Source organism: Prescottella sp. D32, assembly GCF_037287305.1.
Classification (GTDB): Bacteria; Actinomycetota; Actinomycetes; order Mycobacteriales; family Mycobacteriaceae; genus Prescottella; species Prescottella equi.
The window spans coordinates 1-19,470 of record NZ_JARBSW010000005.1; the positions used below are offsets into that span (position 1 = coordinate 1).

The following is a 19,470-nucleotide window of genomic DNA, read 5'->3' on the forward strand; positions in this document are numbered from 1 at the left end:
GTACCAAAAATTGGCACTGACATTCATCGACACACTGTTGAGTTCTCAAAGAACACGCACACACCATCACTCGAAACACACAGTTTCTCGTTCCGGGGCAACCGTTCCAGCCTAACCCGCACCCGACACCGACGCAAATCGGCGACCGGAAGGAGTATCGGCAACCGCCAGGCGCTCCCCGTACAACCTCGTTTTCCCTCGCTGACCAGTGAAGGTCGCGGCCGGGTCGGTGTCCGTGTCGCTCTGACCTGGAATAAGTTACGCGAACCGTTCGGCGATTGCCAAATCGCCTGATCAGGCCGTCGAAAGCACGGTCATGTACGCCGCGTGGCCGTCCGGACCGGCTGGGTCAGGGAACCCAGTACTTGGTGGCCAACTCCTCCACGAGGGGATCGTCCTCGGAGACCTCGTCGAGAGCGGCCAGGTCGGAGTCGATCGCGACAAGACGCGGATCGTCGCTCTCCACCTCCTCCACCGGGTGACCCCCGTTCTCGGAGAGTTGGCGCAGGAGTTTCTCGCGAACGCGGGTCTTCAGCGAATCACTCACCTCCCGAGCATGCCGCCTCGCTCGCAGCCCTGTCGAGACCTGCCGTCACGAATCGTGGTGATCCCGGTCGTCGTCGGATCGACGGAACACCTGTCGTGCGATCGGTATCAACATGACCAGGGCGCCGACCATGAGGATGAGCCAGAAGATCTCCATCCACACGATGAGTCACCTTCTCCCATGGAGTGCCGGCGGGACCGCCCGTCCCACGGTTCATCGTCCTCCCCGCGGGGCCGTACCGCGAGGTTTCGGCGACCGCGCCGGATCGGCCACCGAGTCGCCGAAACCAGAAGGGCCCCTCACCTGGTGGTGAGGGGCCCTCTCGGAGCTGCCTGCGAGAATCGAACTCGCGACCTTTTCATTACGAGTGAAATGCTCTACCGACTGAGCTAAGGCAGCGTGCCTTTCGGCGCACGCGAGTCTATCCCGTCCCCCCGGCCCAAATGCAAATCGGGCTCGTTCTACCTGAACTCGGCGCCCAGGCGGGCGACGAGTGCGTCGGCGGCGAACTTGGGTTTGACGTTCTGATCGAGTGCCTCCCGGCAGTCCAGGATCGCCTCGATGCACCGCAACAGGCCCTCTCGCGACGTGCGACCCGCGAGGTCCGCCGCCTGTTCCGCCATGTCGGGATGATTTGGAGTGGCGGACGACCCGAACGAGTAGGCCAACGCGTCGCGGTACAGACCGGCGAGATCCATGAGCGCGCGATCGAGTGAGTCGCGCCCGGTTCGGGTGGCGCGAGACTTCTGACGACGTTCGAGTTCCTTGAGCACGCCGGCCGAGCCCCGCAGGGCTCCGGCGGCGCCCTTGCCGGTGCCGCCCGCGCCGAGCGCGGTCCGCATCTCCTCGGTCTCCCGCTCGTCGCGTTCGGCGGTCAGTTCTCGGGCCTCGAGTTCCGCTGACTGCACCAGCTCCTCGGCGGCGGCGTAGGCGGTGCCCGGCCGAAGCGCCGCGCCCGCCAGAGCCAGGGCACGCTTGCGTCGGCTGCGCGCGTCCTCGTCCCGCGCGAGGCGCCGGGCCCGCCCGACATGCCCGCCACAGATGGAGGCCGCCCAGTCCGAGGTCTCGGCGTCGAGGTGATCCCGCTCCCGCAGCACCTGCGCGATCGCGTCCACACTCGGCGTCACCAAGGGAATGTGCCGGCACCGGGAACGGAGCGTCACCGAGATGTCCTGCGGGTCCACCGACGGCGCACACAGCAGGAACACCGTCCGCTCCGGCGGTTCTTCGACGACCTTGAGCAGCGCGTTCGCCGCGCCCTCGGTGAGACGGTCGGCGTCCTCGACGACGACGACCTGCCAGCGGCCCGTGCTGGGTCGACGCGAGGCGGTCTGCACGATGCCGCGCATCTCGCTGACGCTGATACTCAGCCCCTCGGGCACGACCCGACGGACGTCACCGTGCGTGCCGGCCATCGTCGTCGTGCAGGCCTGACATTCGCCGCAGCCCGGGACTCCGTCGGACGTGCACTGCAGTGCCGCGGCGAAGCACACCGCGGCAACCGACCGGCCCGACCCGGGCGGACCGGTGAACAGCCACGAGTGCGTCATCCGCGAACCGGCGTCGCCGCCGCGCGCCGCCGTCGCAGCAGCCGTCAACTCTGCCTCGACCTGCTCCTGGCCGACCAGTCGATCGAAAACACCCGCCACGCGCCGAGCCTAACTGTCCCTGCCGACGGCGACGGCGCGGCTGGTCACGACTTCTTCGCCGCGGCCTTCTTGGCCGGCGCCTTCTTGGCTGCAGTCTTCTTCGCCGCCGCCTTCTTGACCGGTGCCTTCTTCGCGGCGGCCTTCTTCTTGACCGGGCCGCGAGCGCGACGATCGGCGAGAAGTTCGGACGCGCGTTCGTCGGTTATCGACTCGACCTCGTCGCCCTTGCGCAGGCTGGCGTTGGTCTCGCCGTCGGTGACGTACGGGCCGAAGCGGCCGTCCTTGATGACCATCGGCTTGCCGGTGGCCGCGTCGTTGCCGAGTTCCCGCAGCGGAGCAGCCGCCGAAGCCTGACGCCCGCGCCGCTTCGGCTCGGCGTAGATCTTCAGTGCCTCCTCGAGCGTCACCGTGAACATCTGATCCTCGTTCTCCAGAGAACGGGAATCGGTGCCCTTCTTCAGATACGGCCCGTAACGGCCGTTCTGCGCGGTGATCTCTTCCTTCGATTCGGGGTCGACACCCACCACGCGCGGCAGCGACAGCAGTTTGAGGGCATCCTCGAGCGTGACGGTGGCCAGGTCCATCGACTTGAGCAGCGATCCGGTGCGCGGCTTGGGGCCGGCCACCTTCTTCGCGGCCTTCTTCGCCGGCGCCTTCTTGACGGCCTTCGTCTTGGTGGTGCCGTCGGCCGCCGCCTCGACGGGCACGATGTCCGGCTCCGGTTCGGGTGCCGGCTCGGGGAGGATCTCGGTGACGTACGGGCCGAAGCGGCCTTCCTTCGCGACGATCTCGTGGCCGGTCAGCGGGTCGACGCCCAGCTTCCGTCCCTCCTGCGGCGTCGAGAACAGCTTCTCGGCGTACTCGGGAGTGAGTTCGTCCGGCGGCAGGTCGTCGGGCAGGTTCGCACGCTGCGAGACCGGGTCGCCGTCCGGATCGTCCGGGTTCTGGACCATCCGCTCGAGGTAGGGACCGAAGCGTCCGACCCGCACATGGACCTCGCGGCCCTCGGCATCGTCGAACAGGCGGATCGAGTTGATCTCGCGGGCGTCGATGTCCTCGAGATTCTGACCGACCATCTTCTTGAGGCCACCGGCCCGCGCGATCGAGTCGTCCGCGGCCGCCGCGTCACCGAAGTAGAAGCTCGACAGCCAGTTGCCGCGCTGTTCGCGGCCGCCGGCGATCTCGTCGAGGTCGTCCTCCATCGCCGCGGTGAAGTCGAAGTCGACGAGCCGGCCGAAGTGCGTCTCGAGCAGCCCGATCACCGCGAACGCGACCCACGACGGAACGAGCGCGCTGCCGCGCTTGTAGACGTAACCGCGGTCGAGGATGGTCTTGATGATCGAGGAGTACGTCGACGGACGACCGATGCCGAGCTCTTCGAGAGCCTTGATGAGGCTCGCCTCGGTGTAGCGCGCCGGCGGATTGGTGGAGTGACCGTCCGGGTCGAGCTTGGTAGCGGTCACCTCCTGGCCCTGCGTCAGGACCGGAAGGCGCGACTCGGCGTCGTCGGACTGGCCGCCGGCCTCCTCGTCGACACTCTCCACGTACGCCTTCAGGAAGCCCGGGAACGTGATGGTGCGGCCGGACGCCGAGAACGTGCACTCCTCGCCGGTGCCGGCGGTGCCGGTGATCCGCAGCGTCAGGGTGGTGCCGCGGGCATCGGCCATCTGGGAGGCGACGGTGCGCTGCCAGATCAGCTCGTACAGGCGGTACTCGTCGTTCTCGAGACGAGAGTGCAGCTGACCCGGCGTCTGGAAGACGTCACCGGCCGGACGGATCGCCTCGTGTGCCTCCTGCGCGTTCTTCACCTTGCGGGTGTACTGGCGCGGAGTGGCGTGTACGTACTCGGCGCCGTACAGCTCGGTGGCCTGGGCCCGCGCCGCGGAGATCGCCGACTGCGACAGCGTGGTCGAGTCGGTTCGCATGTAGGTGATGTAGCCGTTCTCGTACAGACGCTGCGCTACCCGCATGGTGCGCTCCGACGAGAAGCGCAGCTTGCGCGCAGCCTCCTGCTGCAGCGTCGACGTCATGAACGGCGCGTACGGCTTGCGCGTGTACGGCTTGTCCTCGGCCGAGGAGACGACCAGGTCGACGCCTTCGAGGGCCTCCGCGAGCCGACGGGCGTACGCCTCGTCGATCACCGTCACGCCGGTGGACTTGAGCTTGCCGTCGGGCCCGAAGTCCCGTCCCGCGGCGACGCGGGAGCCGTCGACCGAGACGAGGCGCGCACCGAACGCGCGGGGGCTGGCGTCGGCACCGGCGTCGAGCGTCGCCGAGATGTCCCAGTACTCCGCGGAGCGGAACGCCATGCGCTCGCGCTCGCGCTGCACGATGACGCGCGTCGCGACGGACTGCACGCGGCCCGCCGACAGCTTCGGCATGACCTTCTTCCACAGCACCGGGCTGACCTCGTAGCCGTAGAGACGGTCGAGGATGCGTCGGGTCTCCTGTGCGTCGACCAGGTCGTTGTCGAGGTCGCGGGTGTCCTCGGCGGCGGCGCGGATGGCCGGCTCGGTGATCTCGTGGAACACCATTCGGCGGACCGGGATCTTGGGCTTGAGCGTCTCGAGGAGATGCCAGGCGATGGCCTCGCCCTCACGGTCGGGGTCGGTGGCGAGGTACAGCTCGTCGGCATCCTTGAGCAGGCTCTTGAGCTCGGTGACCTTCGACTTCTTCTCCGGGCTGACGACGTACAGCGGCTCGAAGTCGTGGTCGACGTTCACACCGAGGCGCGCCCACGGCTCACCCTTGTACTTCGCGGGCACGTCCGCAGCGCCTCGCGGGAGGTCGCGAATGTGGCCGACCGACGCCTCCACCACGTAATTCTTCCCGAGGTAGGGCGCGATCTTCTTGGCCTTCGTCGGTGACTCGACGATGACGAGGCGGCGCGTGCCGGACGCTCCGTCCGCCGTGCTCTTCTCCCGTGATGCCACCTGTTGTCCGCACCTTCCTGCTCGATCAGTGCCACCGTGTGCACCTGATGCGAATCTCGCCTTCGACCCCGTTATACCGGGTCCGGTCAGTAACAGGGTGTCACACCGGTAAGCCGATCACGTAGATCCGTCCCGGTCCGTTCGCTCAAATGTGCGGCCAGTTGCGGCGAGCGTCCGGATCGTCGGGGGCTTCGCCGATATTCTCCGCGAGGTGCATCAGGCGCCTTCTCCCGGAAATGCGCAATCCAGGAGTGGACCCCCTGATTCCGACAATTGTCGGTGCGACGCCGGCCCGCATGAGCGACTGGGCCAGGACGACGTGGGTGTCCGGTGCATGCGGGTCCAGGCCGAGAAGATAGCGCTGGCCGTCGGCCTCGACGCGTCCGGCGGCCAGGACCCACGCCCGTTGTTCACGCGCGCCCGGAATCCAACCCGGGGGCACGGACTTGACCGCCCCCCGCGTCCATCGAGCGGCGAGATCGATCAGATGCGGAACCGAGGCCGTCCGAACGAGCGGCCGTCCTTCCTCCGAAGTACCGATCTCCGGCTCGAGATCCGCCTCGGCCATCAACGTGGCGATCGCTTCGGCCCGCCACAGACTGTCGACGACGACGGACACCCGAGCACCGTCCTTCGAGACGGCCACCTGCCCCTGCGCCGCGAGCAGCCCACCGAGGTCGGTCACCGCAGGGGGCATCGACTCGGCGGAGAAGAACGACAGCTGGGCCACAAGTGGACACTAGGCCACGGATTCGCGTTGTTCGCGCTCTTCGTGCATCTGCACCGCGGAGCCCGGCGGGATCACCCCTCAACGCAGTCGTCCCCCACTGCCGAATCGGCAGTGGGGGACGACGTCAGGCACCGGTCGTGACGGCCGGCTCTGCCTGTCGTTCAGTTCTGACGTTCAGCTGGTGAACGAATCAGATGGCGCGAACGCCGGTGGCCTGCGGGCCCTTGGTGCCCTGGCCGACCTCGAACTCGACGCGCTGGTTCTCTTCCAGGGTGCGGAAGCCGCTGCCCTGAATCTCGGAGTAGTGGACGAAGACGTCAGCGGAGCCGTCCTCGGGAGCGATGAAGCCGAAGCCCTTTTCCGCGTTGAACCACTTCACAGTGCCCTGTGCCATGCTTTTCCTTCTCTTTCTTACACCGGATTCGATGGACAGCACTTCCGGTCCACCGGGCCGGTTCCGACCGCTGTACTTTCTCGATTCCCCCTCAGGAACGCACAAGCACCGCGCTCGCAACATCGATCCTGCGGGCGTGTAAACGAACACAGAAGCTGCGACCAGGTCATAGTCAACCACGTCCGACCCGCGCGCAACAGTCGAAAGACGAACAAAAACTGCAAATAGTTGATCTTGCACGCAGTGCCACTCCGGCTACTCTCCGGTACACCCCACGCGGATAATTCCGACAGGCCGTCGATAGGATGAAAAGCCCAGGTCCGACGCGTAGCAGTCACCCAGAACGCAACACCGACGAGTTTCCGGAGAGGCCCCCGTGAATCCCCCGCCCCATCCCGGTCGACCCGACGGAAACGGCGACGACTCATTCGGCCGGATGCTTCTGGACCGGATTCTGGCGGGCACTCCTCCGGGCGAGCACCCCCTGACCTTCACCGCGGATCTACCGCCCCGCGTGTCCAGTTACTCGGAATGGCCGGAATGGGCGGACCCGGCCGCGGTCCGGGCCCTTCGCGCAGCCGGCATCCCTCAGCCGTGGAGCCACCAGGCCGAGGCCGCTTCCATCGCGGCCGCCGGTGAGCACGTGGTGGTCGCGACCGGGACGGCGTCGGGCAAGTCGCTGGCGTACCAGCTTCCCGTGCTGACCGCGCTCGCCGGCGAATCCCGCGGCACCGCTCTGTATCTGTCACCGACCAAGGCGCTCGGCGCCGATCAACTGCGCGCCACGGCGGCACTCACCGAGTCCGAGCCGGATCTGCGGTCGATCCATCCCTGCCTGTTCGACGGCGACACCTCCATCGAACTTCGGCAGTGGGCGCGCGCGAACTCGCGCTGGATCTTCACCAACCCCGACATGCTGCACCTCGGGATCCTGCGATCGCACCAACGGTGGTCGCACCTGCTGCGCAACCTCCGCTACGTCGTGGTCGACGAGTGCCACTCGTACCGCGGCGTGTTCGGATCGAACGTCGCGCTGGTCCTGCGACGACTCCGCCGCATCGCGGCCCGGTACGGAGCCCATCCGACATTCGTCCTGGCCAGCGCCACCACCGCCGAACCCGGAGCGGCCGCGTCGCGGCTGATCGGAGCGCCGTGCGCGCAGGTCACCGAGGACGGATCACCACACGGCCCCCGCACGATCGCGCTGTGGGAGCCCCCGCTACTGGCGTCGGTCACCGGCGAGAACGGCGCCCCGGTGCGGCGGGCGGCCGGGTCCGAAGCGTCGCGCATCATGGCGGACCTGCTGGTCGAGGGCGCCAGGACGTTGACGTTCGTCCGGTCCAGGCGCGGCGCCGAACTGACCGCGATCGGCGCGCGGCGGGCCCTCGCCGACGTGGACCCCGACCTCGCCGATCGTGTCGCCGCTTACCGTGCCGGATATCTCGCCGAGGATCGCCGCGACCTCGAGTCCGCCCTCGCGGACGGCCGGCTTCTCGGCGTCGCAACGACCAACGCCCTGGAGCTGGGGGTGGACATCGCCGGGCTCGACGCGGTGGTGGTGGCCGGGTTCCCGGGAACCGTCGCATCGTTCTGGCAGCAGGCCGGGCGCTCCGGACGCCGCGGTCAAGGCTCCCTCGTGGTGCTCGTCGCGCGCGACGACCCACTCGACACCTATCTCGTGCATCACCCGTCCGCGCTGCTCGACCGCCCGGTCGAGGCGACCGTCACCGACCCCACGAACCCGTACGTGCTCGGACCTCAGTTGCTGTGCGCGGCACTGGAGCTGCCACTGTCCGACGCCGAGGTGGCGGACTTCGGCGCCACCGAAGTCCTGACCGAACTCGCGGCGCAGGGCCTGATCCGACGTCGTGCACACGGATGGTTCGTCACGGCCGAATCCGATCCGCACAGTGCGCTCGACATCCGGGGCGGCATCGGCGCCCAGATCGCGATCGTCGACAGCGAGTCCGGTCGGCTCCTCGGGACCGTCGACGCCGGGCGGGCCCCGGCCACCGCGCACCCGGGCGCGGTGCACATCCATCAGGGCGAGTCGTTCGTCGTCGACCACCTGGACCTCGACGAGGGTCTCGCGCTGGTCCACCCGGAGGAACCGGACTGGACCACCTCGGCCCGGGAGGTCACCGACATCGCGATCGCCGACGTCGCCGAACACAAGCGGTACGGCGAGGTCGGCGTCGCGCTGGTGCAGGTGGAGGTGACCCATCAGGTGGTGGGATACCTGCGCCGGTTGTCGTCGGGCGAAGTACTCGACTCGGTGGAACTCGACATGCCCGCGCAGACGCTGCACACCCGCGCGGTGATGTACACGGTCACGCCGGAACTGCTCGAGGAACACGGCATCGGAGCGGACCGGGTCCCGGGTGCGCTGCACGCCGCCGAACACGCCGCCATCGGCCTGCTTCCGCTGGTGGCGACGTGCGACCGCGGTGACATCGGCGGCGTGTCGACCGCGCTGCACCCGGACACCGGTCTACCCACCGTGTTCGTCTACGACGGCCACCCGGGCGGCGCCGGCTTCGCCGACCGCGGCCACGACGAACTCGTCCGCTGGCTCGGCGCGACTCGGGAGGCGATCGACGCGTGCGAGTGCGTGGCCGGGTGCCCGTCGTGCGTGCACTCCCCCAAATGCGGCAACGGCAACCATCCGCTCGACAAGGACGGCGCCGTGCGGGTGCTGGCCGCGATCCTCGGCGCCGTGACCCCGTCGGATCCCGCGGTGTGACGGCATCATTCGAGGGGTCCGGCCCGAGCGACGGCACGGGCCGGACCGATCGGCAGCACACCCGAACCCGCAGCCGACACTGTCGTCGCCACCACGACCTGCCAGCCGTCGACCGAACAATCCGCGAGTTCGACCCGCATCCGATCCGCGATCGACGACGCGGCAGCGCAGGCTGATTCACCTCCACCGTCGAGCGCGTAGGCGGCGGCGAGCGCCGCGAGGTCGGCCGCGGACTGCGCCCGGTGCCTGCTGACGACCACCCCGCCCACGTGCACGAGGGCAGCCGTGACCACGACGAGCGCGGCCAGCGTGAAACAGGCGAGCACTGTCGCACCGCCGGACTCGTCACGCGCCAGTGCTCGTATCCTCCTCCTCATCCGCTGTCCTGCTCCGGTTCCTTCACTGCCACTGCCTCCGCGGACAGTTCGACCACCGGCAGAAGTGTCGCCCGCGCCCGAACCGTCGCGACGACGAACGCACCGTCGTCCCGGATCTCGATCTCCGCCCCGTGCGGGGCCACCCGACCCGCCGCGACGGCTGCGTTGGGGCGGTCGCCGCGTGCGGCGAGGCGGGCGGCTTCCCGGGCTGCGTCGATGCATCGCACCTGCGTGGACACGGCCACGATCGCCCCGATGCACAGCACCACCACGGTGACGATGGAAGCGATTGCGATGGCCGCCTCCACCGTGACCGCACCGGTGTCGCCGCGCGGGCCGGGACGCCCGGTCACACCGACGTGGCGAGTGCCTTGTCGATGATCCCGGTGAGCGCGGAGACGATCGAATCGCCGGTGACCACCGTGTACAGCACCGCGCCGAACGCCGCGGCCGCAATGGTGCCGATGGCGTACTCGGCGGTGGACATGCCGTCGTCCCCCGTCGCAGCCGTCATGATCCGGGCCTGAACCCCTCGAAACATCCTCGACCACATTGCTTTCCCCCTTCATAGATGCCGGCGCGGCGTACCCGCGCCGGGGTCCTTCGGATTCGGTCAGAGCAGCCCACCCTCGAGCACCCGACCGGCCAGCCCGATCACCACCGGGACGATGCCCAGGCACACGAACGCCGGCAGGAAGCACAGCCCCAGCGGTCCGCCGATGAGCACGCCGGCCTTCTCCACAGCGGCGATCGCACGGTCCTCGGCCTCCGTCCGCTGTTGTGTCGCCAGGTCCGCCATCGCCGACGACAGCGCGGCGCCCGATCGAGCCGACCGTCGGGCCATCCGGGCCAACGCCTCGGTCGCGGGCTCCGACGCCACGACGTCCCACGCAGTGGCCGGGTCCGCACCGAGCGCGAGCCGGTCCGCGGTGCGCCGCAACGACTCCCCCAGCGGATCCGGCGCCGACGCAGCCACCGCGGCGACGGCGTCCGGCACCGGCAGGCCAGCTTTCAGACACGCTGCCAGGAGGTCGAAGGTGCCCGCGACAGCGAGCGGGTCCGGCCGCGTCGACGGCGCGTCGTTGGTGGCACGGTCGGCGCCCGCGGTCGTGTCGGCGGCCTCGGCCGAAGCACGCAGCCGTCTTCGGAGGCGGTCCGTGCCGGGGACGACCAGCACCGCGGCGGCCAGCATGAGCGCCGACGTCCACATCACGGCACCGCCCGGTCGACGATTCGGTCGGTCCACGCCAGCCCGAGTGCGCCCAGCACGGTTCCCGCCACCAGTAGCGCGCTGCCGAGGCCGCCCCCTGCGAGTACCCGCACGGGCGCGGCTCCCATGAGCTGTCCCAACCCGATCCCGAGGACGGGCAGGCCAGCGAGAACCGCAGCCGTGGCCCGGGCGCCGGCCAGTCCGGCATCAGCTCTGGCACGGAACCGGCTGCGCCCCTGCAGGTCCGTGCGCGCCGCCTGCAGCAGCTCGGCGAGCGGGAGTCCACGGGACTCGGCCACCGACCACGCCTCCGCCAGCCGGGAGAGTTCGTCGGCGACGACACTGCCCGGCAGAACGAGTCCACCGGCCGCAGACCCACCCAGGCGCGCTCGCCCCGCTGCGGTGCGCAGCGCCGCCGAGGCGTCGCCGCGGCACTCCTGCGCGGCCACATCGCACGCCGCCGCCGGGTGCGCGCCGACCCCCAGTTCGCCGATCACGGCTTCGAGCCCGGCCAGCACCTGCGCACGCTCCCGGTGACGCCGCTCGACTTCGGCGCGCCGTCGGTGCCGCCGGCGCGCGGTGGCGAGGACTACCGCCGCGGCGAGCGCCGGGCCGATCGCACCGACGACCACGAGCGGAACGCACGCCGCGAAGGCGGCATCGTACGGCGACACTCGACGCCACCGCGGCCGACACGGCGGCGCACCCCCGCCGCGAGGAGGCGCGGCGGACCGCAGACGGGCCGGCGCACCCCTGCGGGGCACCATCAGGAGGGCCGCCGCGAGCGCCAGGGCGACCGCGCTCACGATTCACCCCGTCGAAGCAGCATGTCCTGCAGCACTTTCCCTGCCGCATGAACTCCCCCACCGAATGTCCAGGCCGGTACCACCTCCACCGTCCCTGCGGGGTCGCGGCGCAGCACCGCGATCTCCGCGAGGCGCCGGCGCCCCGAGGTGTCCCGCTCGACGTGCAGCACCACCTGGACCGCGGCCGCCAATTGGCTGTGCAGTGCAGCCCGGTCGAGCCCACCGAGTGCGGCGAGCGCCTCGAGCCGCGCCGGGAGCTCGCGGGGCGAGTTGGCGTGCACGGTGCCCGCACCGCCGTCGTGACCGGTGTTGAGTGCCGTCAGCAGATCGACCACCTCGGCGCCCCGCACCTCGCCGACCACGATGCGGTCCGGACGCATACGCAGGGACTGGCGAACGAGGTCACGCACCGTCACCGCACCGACGCCCTCGACGTTGGCCACTCGCGCGACCAGACGCACGACGTGCGGGTGGGCCGGGGCGAGTTCGGCGGCGTCCTCGACGCACACGATGCGCTCGCCCGGATCGACTCGCCCGAGCAGGGCCGCCAGCATCGTGGTCTTCCCAGCCCCGGTACCGCCCGTCACCAGGAACGCGAGCCGTGCGCGCACAATGCGCTCCAGCAGCGAGCGCGCGTCACCGGGCAGGGCACCGGACGCGGCCAGATCGTCGAACCCCTGCGTCGCCTGCCGCAGCACCCGCAGCGACAGGCAGGTCCCGGCCTGGGCGACCGGGGCGAGTACCGCGTGTAGTCGGACACCCAGGTCCCCGCCGCCCGCCGCTGGGAGTCGGCCGTCGACCCACGGCTGCGCGTCGTCCAGTCGCCTGCCCGCGGACAACGCCAACCGCTGCGCCAGCCTGCGCACTGCCGCTTCGTCCGCGAACGTCACGTCGACTCGTTCGAGCCCGGCACCGCGATCGACCCAGACCGCGTCGGGGGCGGTGACCAGTACGTCGGTGACGCCCGGCTGGGCAAGCAGCGCCTCGAGCGGGCCGGCGCCGGTCAGTTCGGTCTGCAACACGCGCAGCGCCGCCAGCAGATCCGTGTCGCCGAGTACGCCACCCGACTCGGAGCGGATGGCGGCGGCGACGGTCGCCGGGGTCGGGTCACCGTCGGCGGTCGCGAGCCGCTCGCGCACCCGGTCGAGCAGGTCGGTGGAGAACAACGCGCTCATGCCGCCCACCGCCCCGAGCGGGGGCGGGCTGCGAGGACGTCGAGCACCGACCGTGCCGCCGCCGCGAGCGGCGAGCGCTCCCCCGGATCGAGCCCGCCGCGTTCGAGCATCGCGTCGAGGCGAGGCGCCGGCCGCATCACGGCGATCACCGGCGCGTCCAGGGTTTCCGCGAGGTCCGTCCCCCGCAGCCCGCCCGGGGCGGGTCCGCGAACCACGATGCCCCGGTGCGGGTTCCGCTGCGTGATCCACGACAGCACCCGCCCGGACGCCACGCCACCGCGCACGGTGGCGGGGACGACCACGACGACGAGATCGGAAAGTTCGACGACGCTCTCGCCGACCTCGCCGGGATGTCGGGCGACATCGCACACCACGAGGCACCCCGCCCGTCGGCCGGCCTCCACCACGGCCGTGGCCGCCGCCGGTGTGAGCCCGCCCGTACGACTGTCTCGATCGCAGGCCAGCACGCTGACCCCGGCCTGCGCGGGCAACGCGGCATGCAGCGCGTCGGCGAGCACCCGCCCACCCTCGACAGCGAGGCCGGACCACCGTAGCCCCGGCGCTCTCTCCACTCCCAGCAGTAGGTCGAGTCCACTTCCGAGAGGGTCCGCGTCGAGCAGCAACACCCCGGGTGCGCGATCCGTCTTCCGCGCCCGCGCGCCGGCGAGGGCGATCGCGGCCGCCATCGTCGAGGCGCCCGCGCCACCGCTGCCCGCGACGACGGATACGACCGCGCCACCCGCCTCGCGTCGGGTGTTGCGGTCGGCGAACACCGCGACCAGGACGTCCTCGTCCGCCGGCAGACCCAATACCCGGTCGGCGCCCACCTCTGCGGCGGCCTGCCAATCGGCGATGCCCGGAACGCCTGAGCACACGATCACCACTCGGTCGCGGCGCGGCAGTCCCGCGGCGCACTCGCGCGCCGCGGCGGCGTCGAGCACCACCAGGTCCGCCGACATCCACACGCTGCGGCCGACCGGCGCGGCCGACTCGGCAAACGATTGATCGGTCGCCGCGGCGACGGAGCGCAGGATCTCGAGCACGGCACGCTCGCCGACGGCGGCGACTACCCCGCGGCTGCCGAGAGCGGGGGTGGCACGGGATGCGGTGGTCATGTCAGCCAGCCTGCGGCACCGGGACGCGCCGCCGGCACGTCGATACGTCGAATGTGCACAGATCCGCGGGGTGTGGATGAATTTTCGTACGTTCGTACCAGTTCGGCGGAACGAAGCTGTCCCGGCAGCTCTACCACGGGAAATGAGGGGCACCGGGGCCATCCGGGCCGAGATATGGGACGACCCCCGCCAGGGGGGGAGGAGGCGGGGGTCGTCAGAGTTCAGCCCCGGGGGGTCGGGCTGAACACGCCTGGATCGCGTCCAGGTAGAAGCAATACTACACCCAGGTGCAGGAATAATTGCAAGTTCAGCGATCGCCAGAATCCGCCCGGATCGTCGGGAACGTCCGGTACCCGGTACCGGGCCGAAGACGAGGCCTCTCCCCTATTCTTGGTCGGGTGACCGCCGACCCGAGCGACCTCACCCGCCGCGGACGCACCGCCGCGTTCTTCGACCTGGACAAGACGATCATCGCCAAGTCCAGCGCGCTGGCCTTCAGCAAGCCGTTCTTCGCCCAAGGGCTGATCACGCGGCGATCGGTCCTGCAGAGCAGCTACGCACAGTTCCTCTTCATCCTCTCCGGCGCCGACCACGACCAGATGGAGCGGATGCGGAGCCACCTGACCAGCATGACGGCCGGGTGGGATGTCGAACAGATCCGCGCGATCGTCGCCGAGACCCTGCACGACATCGTCGATCCACTCGTCTACGCGGAGGCCGCGGACCTCATCGCCGACCACAAGCTGCGCGGGCACGACGTCGTCATCGTGTCGGCTTCCGGCGAGGAGGTCGTCACACCCATCGCCGACGCGCTCGGCGCCTCCCACAGTTGCGCAACGCGAATGGTGGTCGAGGACGGCCGGTACGCCGGTGACGTGGAGTTCTACTGCTACGGCGACGGCAAGGTCCAGGCGATGCGCGAGCTCGCCGAGCGCGAGGGCTACGACCTCGCCCAGTGCTACGCCTACTCGGATTCGGTGACGGATCTGCCGATGCTCGAGGCAGTGGGCCACCCCACCGCAGTCAATCCCGATCGCGGACTGCGCCGCGCTGCCGCCGAAAATGGTTGGCCCGTATTGTCTTTCTCCAACCCCGTTTCACTGCGTGCACGACTGCAGTCCCCCTCCCGCTCGACGGTCACCGCGGCGGCCGCCGTGTTGTCGAGCGCCGCAGTGGCCGGCGCCTTCACCTACGGGATGCGTCGCCGCAAACGCTGAACCTGCATCTGCCACAAAGGAAAATTGCCACTTGAAGTGGGTGGGGGCACAGGGTACAAAGGAGTTACGGAAGGCCGGAAAGCCAGGATCGATCCGGAAGAGAAGGACCGATTCCCCGACCGGACTTCCCAGCACGGGCACCAGGTACCCACGCGGAGCACAAGCCACTATAAGGGCAGAAGCGTTGTGGGCTTGCGTGACTCGGATGACTGACGGCAAGGACCCTGCACACGTTGCACGGGACGAACCGGCACCGCCCGAGACCACGCCGAGGCCGTTGACACACAACCCACCTTGCACGCTTGGTAACCCGGAATCCGTGCTAGCGGGTGGCGGCGCCGATCACGGTCGGTGACACCACCCGCTTCGCATGTGCGGGCACCCGCGACTTCCGGGAACGCGAGATCCGGAACGCGCGCTTCGTCAGCCCGCCGCTGCGGCATCGGCGATCGACATCGCCTCGCGGGCACCGGCTTCCAGGGCGCCGCAGCACAGGATCACCCAACTGCCCACGCCCTCGGCCGTGCCGGACGCGAACCCGGCGATGCCGTCACGGTAGGCTGGCGCGCGACGCATCCAGCTCACCTCGGGCACGCCCAGGTTGTGCGGATCGAGACCCGTCGACGTGGCAACCAGTCGGGATGCGGCACGGGCCACGATGCCGTCGGCCACCCCGAACGGTCGCAGCGCGAGCAGCTCACCGTGCACGACCGCCGCGAGCACCGGTGCGGGCGCGTTCGTGCCCCCCGTCACCAACTGCGCGAGCATGTCGAGACGTTCGCCGACCCCGGGATCGGTCCGCGGCCGCCCCAAGGTGGCGGCGTCGTCGACCAGGTCCGCCGCGGCCAGCAGGTGTAACCGGGCGAGTGCCTGGAGCGGCGCTCGCTGCCACGTCGGCAGGATGATCGTGAGCGCTTCTCCGTCGAGCGCCTGCGCCACACGCAACGCACCGGACAGCACCGGGTCGCCGACCGTTCCCGGCACCGGCAGCTCGGTCGATCCGCCGTCGATGGACGCCGACGCGCGCGCAGCGCGAACCGACGCCTCGGTGGCAGTCTTGGGCCAGTCCCGGCGGTTGGTCCGGTGTCGGTGCACCTCGCCCAACGCGTCGCGTGCGCGATCCGCGGCGTCGACGACACCCGGGAGGTCCAGCAGCGGCTGCAAGGGATCAGTCACGCTGTCAGACGCTACCCGCCTCTGCGGCGCCGGCGCCCGGCCGGTACGGCGTCGAGCAGGCGCCGGGTGTACTCGTGTCCGGGGTGCTCGAACACGTCCTCCGCGGCCGCTTCCTCCACCACTCGGCCGCCGTGCATCACCACGACGCGGTCGGCGATCCGCCGGACCACGGCCAGGTCGTGGCTGACGAAGACGTACGTCAGCCCCAGGTCGCGCTGCAGTTCGTCGAGCAGACGCAGGATCTGGTCCTGTACGACGACGTCGAGAGCGGAGACCGCCTCGTCGCACACCAGCAGTTCGGGTGCCAGAGCGAGCGCCCGGGCGATCGCCACCCGCTGCCGCTGCCCGCCGGACAACTCGGCCGGGAAGCGACGGGACAGATCGGCGGGCAGTGCGACGCGCTCGAGAAGTTCACGCACCCGCCTCGCACGCTCGCCGCGATCACCGATCCGATGCACCCGCATCGGTTCCTCGACGATCCGGAACACCGAGTACGTCGGGTCGAGGCTGCCGTAAGGGTCCTGGAACACGGGTTGGACGCGGCGTCGGAACTCCTTCTCGCGGCGTCCGAGTGCCGCCGGATCGGTGCCGTCGAACAGGACCGAGCCGCCGTCGGGAGGCAGCAACCCCAGGATCATCCGCGACACCGTCGTCTTACCCGAACCCGATTCGCCGACGATCGCGGTGGTGGTGCCGCGGTCGACGGTGAACGAGACGTCGTCGACGGCGATGACCTCGGCGCGTCTGCTGTGGAACAGCTTTCGCAGGCCGTCGACGACGAGGAGTGGATGCGCGCCGGCCGGCGCGTTCGGAGGTTGCCGGGTCCGGGCGGCCCCGAGCGACGGCGCCGCCGCGACGAGCCGGCGAGTGTACGGATGTTCGGGCGCGGTGAGAATCTGCGCCGGCGAGCCGGATTCGACGACGGCACCGGCGTGCATCACGACGACGTGTTCGGCACGCTCGGCAGCGACCCCGAGATCGTGCGTGATGAGCAGCAGTGCAGTCCCGAGTTCGTCGGTCAGGCGTTCGAGATGGTCGAGTACGCGCTGCTGGACGGTCACGTCCAGCGCCGACGTCGGTTCGTCGGCGATCAGCAGTCGTGGCCGGGCGGCCAACCCGATCGCGATGAGGACCCGCTGACGCATACCACCCGAGAATTCGTGTGGGTAGCGCCCGGCGCGGGCCTCGGCGTCGTCCAGACCCGCCTGCGCGAGCAGTTCGGCCGCGCGGCGGTGGGCCGCCCGCCCCTTCGCGATCCCGTTGGCGGCGAGCGTCTCGCGCACCTGGAACCCGATCTTCCAGACGGGGTCGAGATTGGTCGCGGGGTCCTGCGGCACGAACCCGATTCCGCTCCCCCGGATTCCGACGAAGATTCGCTCCGACGCGTGTGCCAGGTCGCGCCCTTCGAACGTGATGCGGCCGCCCGTCACCCGGCCTGCGCCCGGCAGCAGCCCGACGAGCGCGTGCGCGAGGGTCGACTTGCCCGAACCGGACTCGCCGACGATCGCGACGGTCTGGCCACGCTGCACCGTGAGATCCACGCCGCGAAGCGCACGCACCGCGCCGGTACCGGTGCCGAAGGTCACCTCGAGCCCGTCCAACTCGAGCAGCGGCGCGGTCACCGGTGTCTCGCTCGCGTCGGATCCAGCGCGTCGCGCAGGGCGTCGCCGAGCAGGACGAACCCGAGCACGGTGATCGCGAGCGCGCCGGCCGGATAGAACAGGATCGTCGACCCGCGGCGCAGGGTGACCTGCGCGGTGCTGATGTCGCCGCCCCACGAGACCGTGGTGGACGGTAGCCCGATCCCCAGGAACGACAGCGTCGCCTCGGTGACGATGAAGGTCCCCAGCGACATCGTCGCCACCACGATGATCGGTGCGAGCGCGTTGGGCAGCACGTGCCGGACGAGGATCGACGGCCCCGACATGCCCACGGCGCGGGCAGCGAGGACGAAGTCGCGTGACTTGGCCGAGATGACCGCTCCGCGAGCAATTCTCGCCATCTGCGGCCAGCCGAACAGCGCAAGGACCGCCACCACCGTCCAGATGGTCCGCTGCGCGAACAGTTGCATGAGCACGATCGCCGCCAGGATCAGTGGGATCCCGAAGAAGATGTCGGTGACACGGGACAGCAGCGAATCGGCCCAGCCGCCGTAGTAGCCGGAGAGCGCGCCGAACAGCACACCGATCGCCAGCACGGACGCGGTCACGCACACCCCGACGGTGACGGACGGGCGAGCGCCGTAGACGGTGCGCGCGTACACGTCGCAGCCCTGGCGGTCGAAGCCGAACCAGTGCCCCGACCGCGGCGGTGCGAGGCTGTCGGCGATGTTGCAGTAACGCGGGTCGACACTCGTGAACACCGACGGGAACAGCGCGACCGCGGCCACGACGGCCAGGATGACGCACGCGACGAGGAACATCGGGCGCCGCCGCAGCCGTCGCCACGCCGATCCCCACATCCCGCGCGCCTCAGGCATAACGAATCCTCGGATCCAGGACGGCATACAGCAGGTCGACGAACAGATTCGCGATCAGGTAGACCACGACGAGGACACTGACGAACGACACGACCGTGGGCGCCTCGCCGCGGATGACCGCCTGATAGATCGTGCCGCCGACCCCGTTGATGTTGAAGATGCCCTCGGTGACCACCGCACCCCCCATCAGCGCTGCGAGGTCGGCGCCCAGGAAGGTCACGACCGGGATCAGAGAGTTGCGGAGCACGTGCACCCACACGACCCGCGGCCGGGACAGACCCTTTGCGGTCGCGGTCCGCACGAAATCGGCGGAGAGCGTCGTCGCGACCGACGTGCGCGTCAGCCGCAGCACGTACGCGAACGAGACCGCGGCGAGCACACACGCCGGCAGCAGCAGGCGCGACAGACTGGTGTCGGCGCCGACGGTGGGCGGCGCCAGCCCCCAACGGATTCCGACGAAGAACTGTGCCAGGAAGCCGAGCACGAACACCGGTATCGCGATGAGAACCAGGCTCAGGACCAGGACGGTGCCGTCGAACACCCCGCCCTGCCGGAGGCCGGCGATCAGTCCGGCCCCGATCCCGAGGACCGTCTCGATGACGATCGCCGTGAAAGCGAGCTTCAACGTGATCGGAAAAGCCTGCGCCAGAACCTCTCCGACGGGGCGTCCGGAGAACGACGTGCCGAAGTCGAGCGTCAGGAGCCCCTTCAGGTACAGCAGGTACTGCACCAGGAACGGCTGATCCAGGTGGTACCGGGCACGCAGTTGCTCGGTCACCGCCGGGGTGAGTGCCCGATCCCCGGCCAGTGCCGCGACCGGGTCTCCGGGGAGGAGGAACACCAACGCGTAGATGAGGAAAGTGGTTCCGATGAACACCGGAATCATCTGCAGCACACGGCGCCCGGTGTACCGCAACAC

Annotated in this window: 18 protein-coding genes and 1 tRNA gene; 2 read left to right on the top strand and 17 right to left on the bottom strand. The window is 69.9% G+C overall.

From position 1 onward, the window contains the following. Positions 1–349 precede the first annotated feature (349 nt). The 6 genes from PSS76_RS19200 to PSS76_RS19225 form a co-directional block, all read right to left on the bottom strand. On the bottom strand, positions 350–547 hold the full coding sequence (locus tag PSS76_RS19200) for a hypothetical protein (RefSeq protein ID WP_013414754.1): 198 nt from the start codon (positions 545–547) through the stop codon (positions 350–352). A gap of 326 nt (positions 548–873) precedes the next feature. After that, positions 874–946, bottom strand: a tRNA-Thr gene (locus PSS76_RS19205). 62 nt (positions 947–1,008) lie between these two features. After that, positions 1,009–2,196 carry a DNA polymerase III subunit delta' gene (locus PSS76_RS19210; protein ID WP_337456543.1) on the bottom strand — a complete coding sequence of 396 codons (1,188 nt, stop codon included), beginning with the start codon at positions 2,194–2,196 and terminating at the stop codon, positions 1,009–1,011. Positions 2,197–2,240: 44 nt separating this feature from the next. Then, positions 2,241–5,129 (bottom strand): type I DNA topoisomerase, encoded by a 2,889-nt coding sequence (gene topA / locus PSS76_RS19215; protein WP_013414752.1) that lies wholly within the window; start codon positions 5,127–5,129, stop codon positions 2,241–2,243. 145 nt (positions 5,130–5,274) lie between these two features. Next, positions 5,275–5,859 carry a hypothetical protein gene (locus PSS76_RS19220; RefSeq protein ID WP_005515802.1) on the bottom strand — a complete coding sequence of 195 codons (585 nt, stop codon included), beginning with the start codon at positions 5,857–5,859 and terminating at the stop codon, positions 5,275–5,277. 190 nt (positions 5,860–6,049) lie between these two features. Continuing rightward, entirely contained in the window at positions 6,050–6,253 is a 204-nt protein-coding gene (locus tag PSS76_RS19225) for a cold-shock protein (protein ID WP_005515803.1), read from the bottom strand. A 436-nt stretch (positions 6,254–6,689) separates the two neighbouring features. Between PSS76_RS19225 and PSS76_RS19230 the strand changes: the two genes are divergently transcribed. Next, entirely contained in the window at positions 6,690–8,996 is a 2,307-nt protein-coding gene (locus PSS76_RS19230; RefSeq protein ID WP_064058316.1) for a DNA 3'-5' helicase SftH, read from the top strand. A 5-nt stretch (positions 8,997–9,001) separates the two neighbouring features. Here PSS76_RS19230 and PSS76_RS19235 read toward each other — a convergent pair whose 3' ends face one another. The 7 genes from PSS76_RS19235 to ssd are packed head-to-tail and all read right to left on the bottom strand — an operon-like array spanning position 9,002 to position 13,679. Further along, positions 9,002–9,373 carry an Rv3654c family TadE-like protein gene (locus PSS76_RS19235; protein ID WP_044990402.1) on the bottom strand — a complete coding sequence of 124 codons (372 nt, stop codon included), beginning with the start codon at positions 9,371–9,373 and terminating at the stop codon, positions 9,002–9,004. Next, entirely contained in the window at positions 9,370–9,726 is a 357-nt protein-coding gene (locus PSS76_RS19240; RefSeq protein ID WP_013414750.1) for a TadE family type IV pilus minor pilin, read from the bottom strand. Before PSS76_RS19240 ends, PSS76_RS19235 begins: the two co-directional genes overlap by 4 nt. After that, positions 9,723–9,926 carry a DUF4244 domain-containing protein gene (locus tag PSS76_RS19245; protein WP_005515809.1) on the bottom strand — a complete coding sequence of 68 codons (204 nt, stop codon included), beginning with the start codon at positions 9,924–9,926 and terminating at the stop codon, positions 9,723–9,725. The genes PSS76_RS19240 and PSS76_RS19245 overlap by 4 nt, the downstream gene beginning before the upstream one ends. Before the next feature lie 60 nt (positions 9,927–9,986). Beyond that, the gene (locus PSS76_RS19250; protein WP_013414749.1) at positions 9,987–10,586 is read right to left on the bottom strand and encodes a type II secretion system F family protein; all 600 of its coding nucleotides are present in this window, start codon (positions 10,584–10,586) and stop codon (positions 9,987–9,989) included. Further along, entirely contained in the window at positions 10,583–11,389 is an 807-nt protein-coding gene (locus PSS76_RS19255; RefSeq protein ID WP_064058315.1) for a type II secretion system F family protein, read from the bottom strand. The genes PSS76_RS19250 and PSS76_RS19255 overlap by 4 nt, the downstream gene beginning before the upstream one ends. Next, positions 11,386–12,564, bottom strand: coding sequence for a TadA family conjugal transfer-associated ATPase (locus PSS76_RS19260; RefSeq protein WP_064079776.1), 1,179 nt, complete (start codon positions 12,562–12,564; stop codon positions 11,386–11,388). The genes PSS76_RS19255 and PSS76_RS19260 overlap by 4 nt, the downstream gene beginning before the upstream one ends. Beyond that, entirely contained in the window at positions 12,561–13,679 is a 1,119-nt protein-coding gene (gene ssd / locus PSS76_RS19265; RefSeq protein ID WP_005515814.1) for a septum site-determining protein Ssd, read from the bottom strand. Before ssd ends, PSS76_RS19260 begins: the two co-directional genes overlap by 4 nt. A 398-nt stretch (positions 13,680–14,077) precedes the next feature. Here ssd and PSS76_RS19270 point away from each other — a divergent pair, with 398 nt between their 5' ends. Next, positions 14,078–14,896, top strand: coding sequence for an HAD family hydrolase (locus tag PSS76_RS19270; RefSeq protein WP_005515815.1), 819 nt, complete (start codon positions 14,078–14,080; stop codon positions 14,894–14,896). Between the two features lie 423 nt (positions 14,897–15,319). On the opposite strand, the gene PSS76_RS19275 is transcribed toward PSS76_RS19270, so the two are convergent. The 4 genes from PSS76_RS19275 to PSS76_RS19290 are packed head-to-tail and all read right to left on the bottom strand — an operon-like array spanning position 15,320 to position 19,470. Beyond that, positions 15,320–16,072 (bottom strand): Fic family protein, encoded by a 753-nt coding sequence (locus PSS76_RS19275; protein ID WP_005515817.1) that lies wholly within the window; start codon positions 16,070–16,072, stop codon positions 15,320–15,322. Positions 16,073–16,083: 11 nt separating this feature from the next. Further along, the gene (locus PSS76_RS19280; protein WP_084968839.1) at positions 16,084–17,694 is read right to left on the bottom strand and encodes a dipeptide ABC transporter ATP-binding protein; all 1,611 of its coding nucleotides are present in this window, start codon (positions 17,692–17,694) and stop codon (positions 16,084–16,086) included. Then, a complete protein-coding gene (locus PSS76_RS19285; RefSeq protein WP_022593881.1) occupies positions 17,691–18,551 on the bottom strand; it encodes an ABC transporter permease in 861 nt (286 codons plus the stop codon). Before PSS76_RS19285 ends, PSS76_RS19280 begins: the two co-directional genes overlap by 4 nt. Next, positions 18,544–19,470, bottom strand: a complete 927-nt coding sequence (locus PSS76_RS19290) for an ABC transporter permease (RefSeq protein ID WP_005515820.1) — start codon at positions 19,468–19,470, stop codon at positions 18,544–18,546. The genes PSS76_RS19285 and PSS76_RS19290 overlap by 8 nt, the downstream gene beginning before the upstream one ends.

Coding starts and splice junctions, on each gene's coding strand:
- PSS76_RS19225 (WP_005515803.1), bottom strand. CDS start 6,253: ATGGCACAGGGCACTGTGAAGTGGTTCAACGCGGAAAAGGGCTTCGGC.
- PSS76_RS19230 (WP_064058316.1), top strand. CDS start 6,690: ATGCTTCTGGACCGGATTCTGGCGGGCACTCCTCCGGGCGAGCACCCC.
- PSS76_RS19235 (WP_044990402.1), bottom strand. CDS start 9,373: ATGAGGAGGAGGATACGAGCACTGGCGCGTGACGAGTCCGGCGGTGCG.
- PSS76_RS19245 (WP_005515809.1), bottom strand. CDS start 9,926: ATGTGGTCGAGGATGTTTCGAGGGGTTCAGGCCCGGATCATGACGGCT.
- PSS76_RS19260 (WP_064079776.1), bottom strand. CDS start 12,564: ATGAGCGCGTTGTTCTCCACCGACCTGCTCGACCGGGTGCGCGAGCGG.
- ssd (WP_005515814.1), bottom strand. CDS start 13,679: ATGACCACCGCATCCCGTGCCACCCCCGCTCTCGGCAGCCGCGGGGTA.
- PSS76_RS19285 (WP_022593881.1), bottom strand. CDS start 18,551: ATGCCTGAGGCGCGCGGGATGTGGGGATCGGCGTGGCGACGGCTGCGG.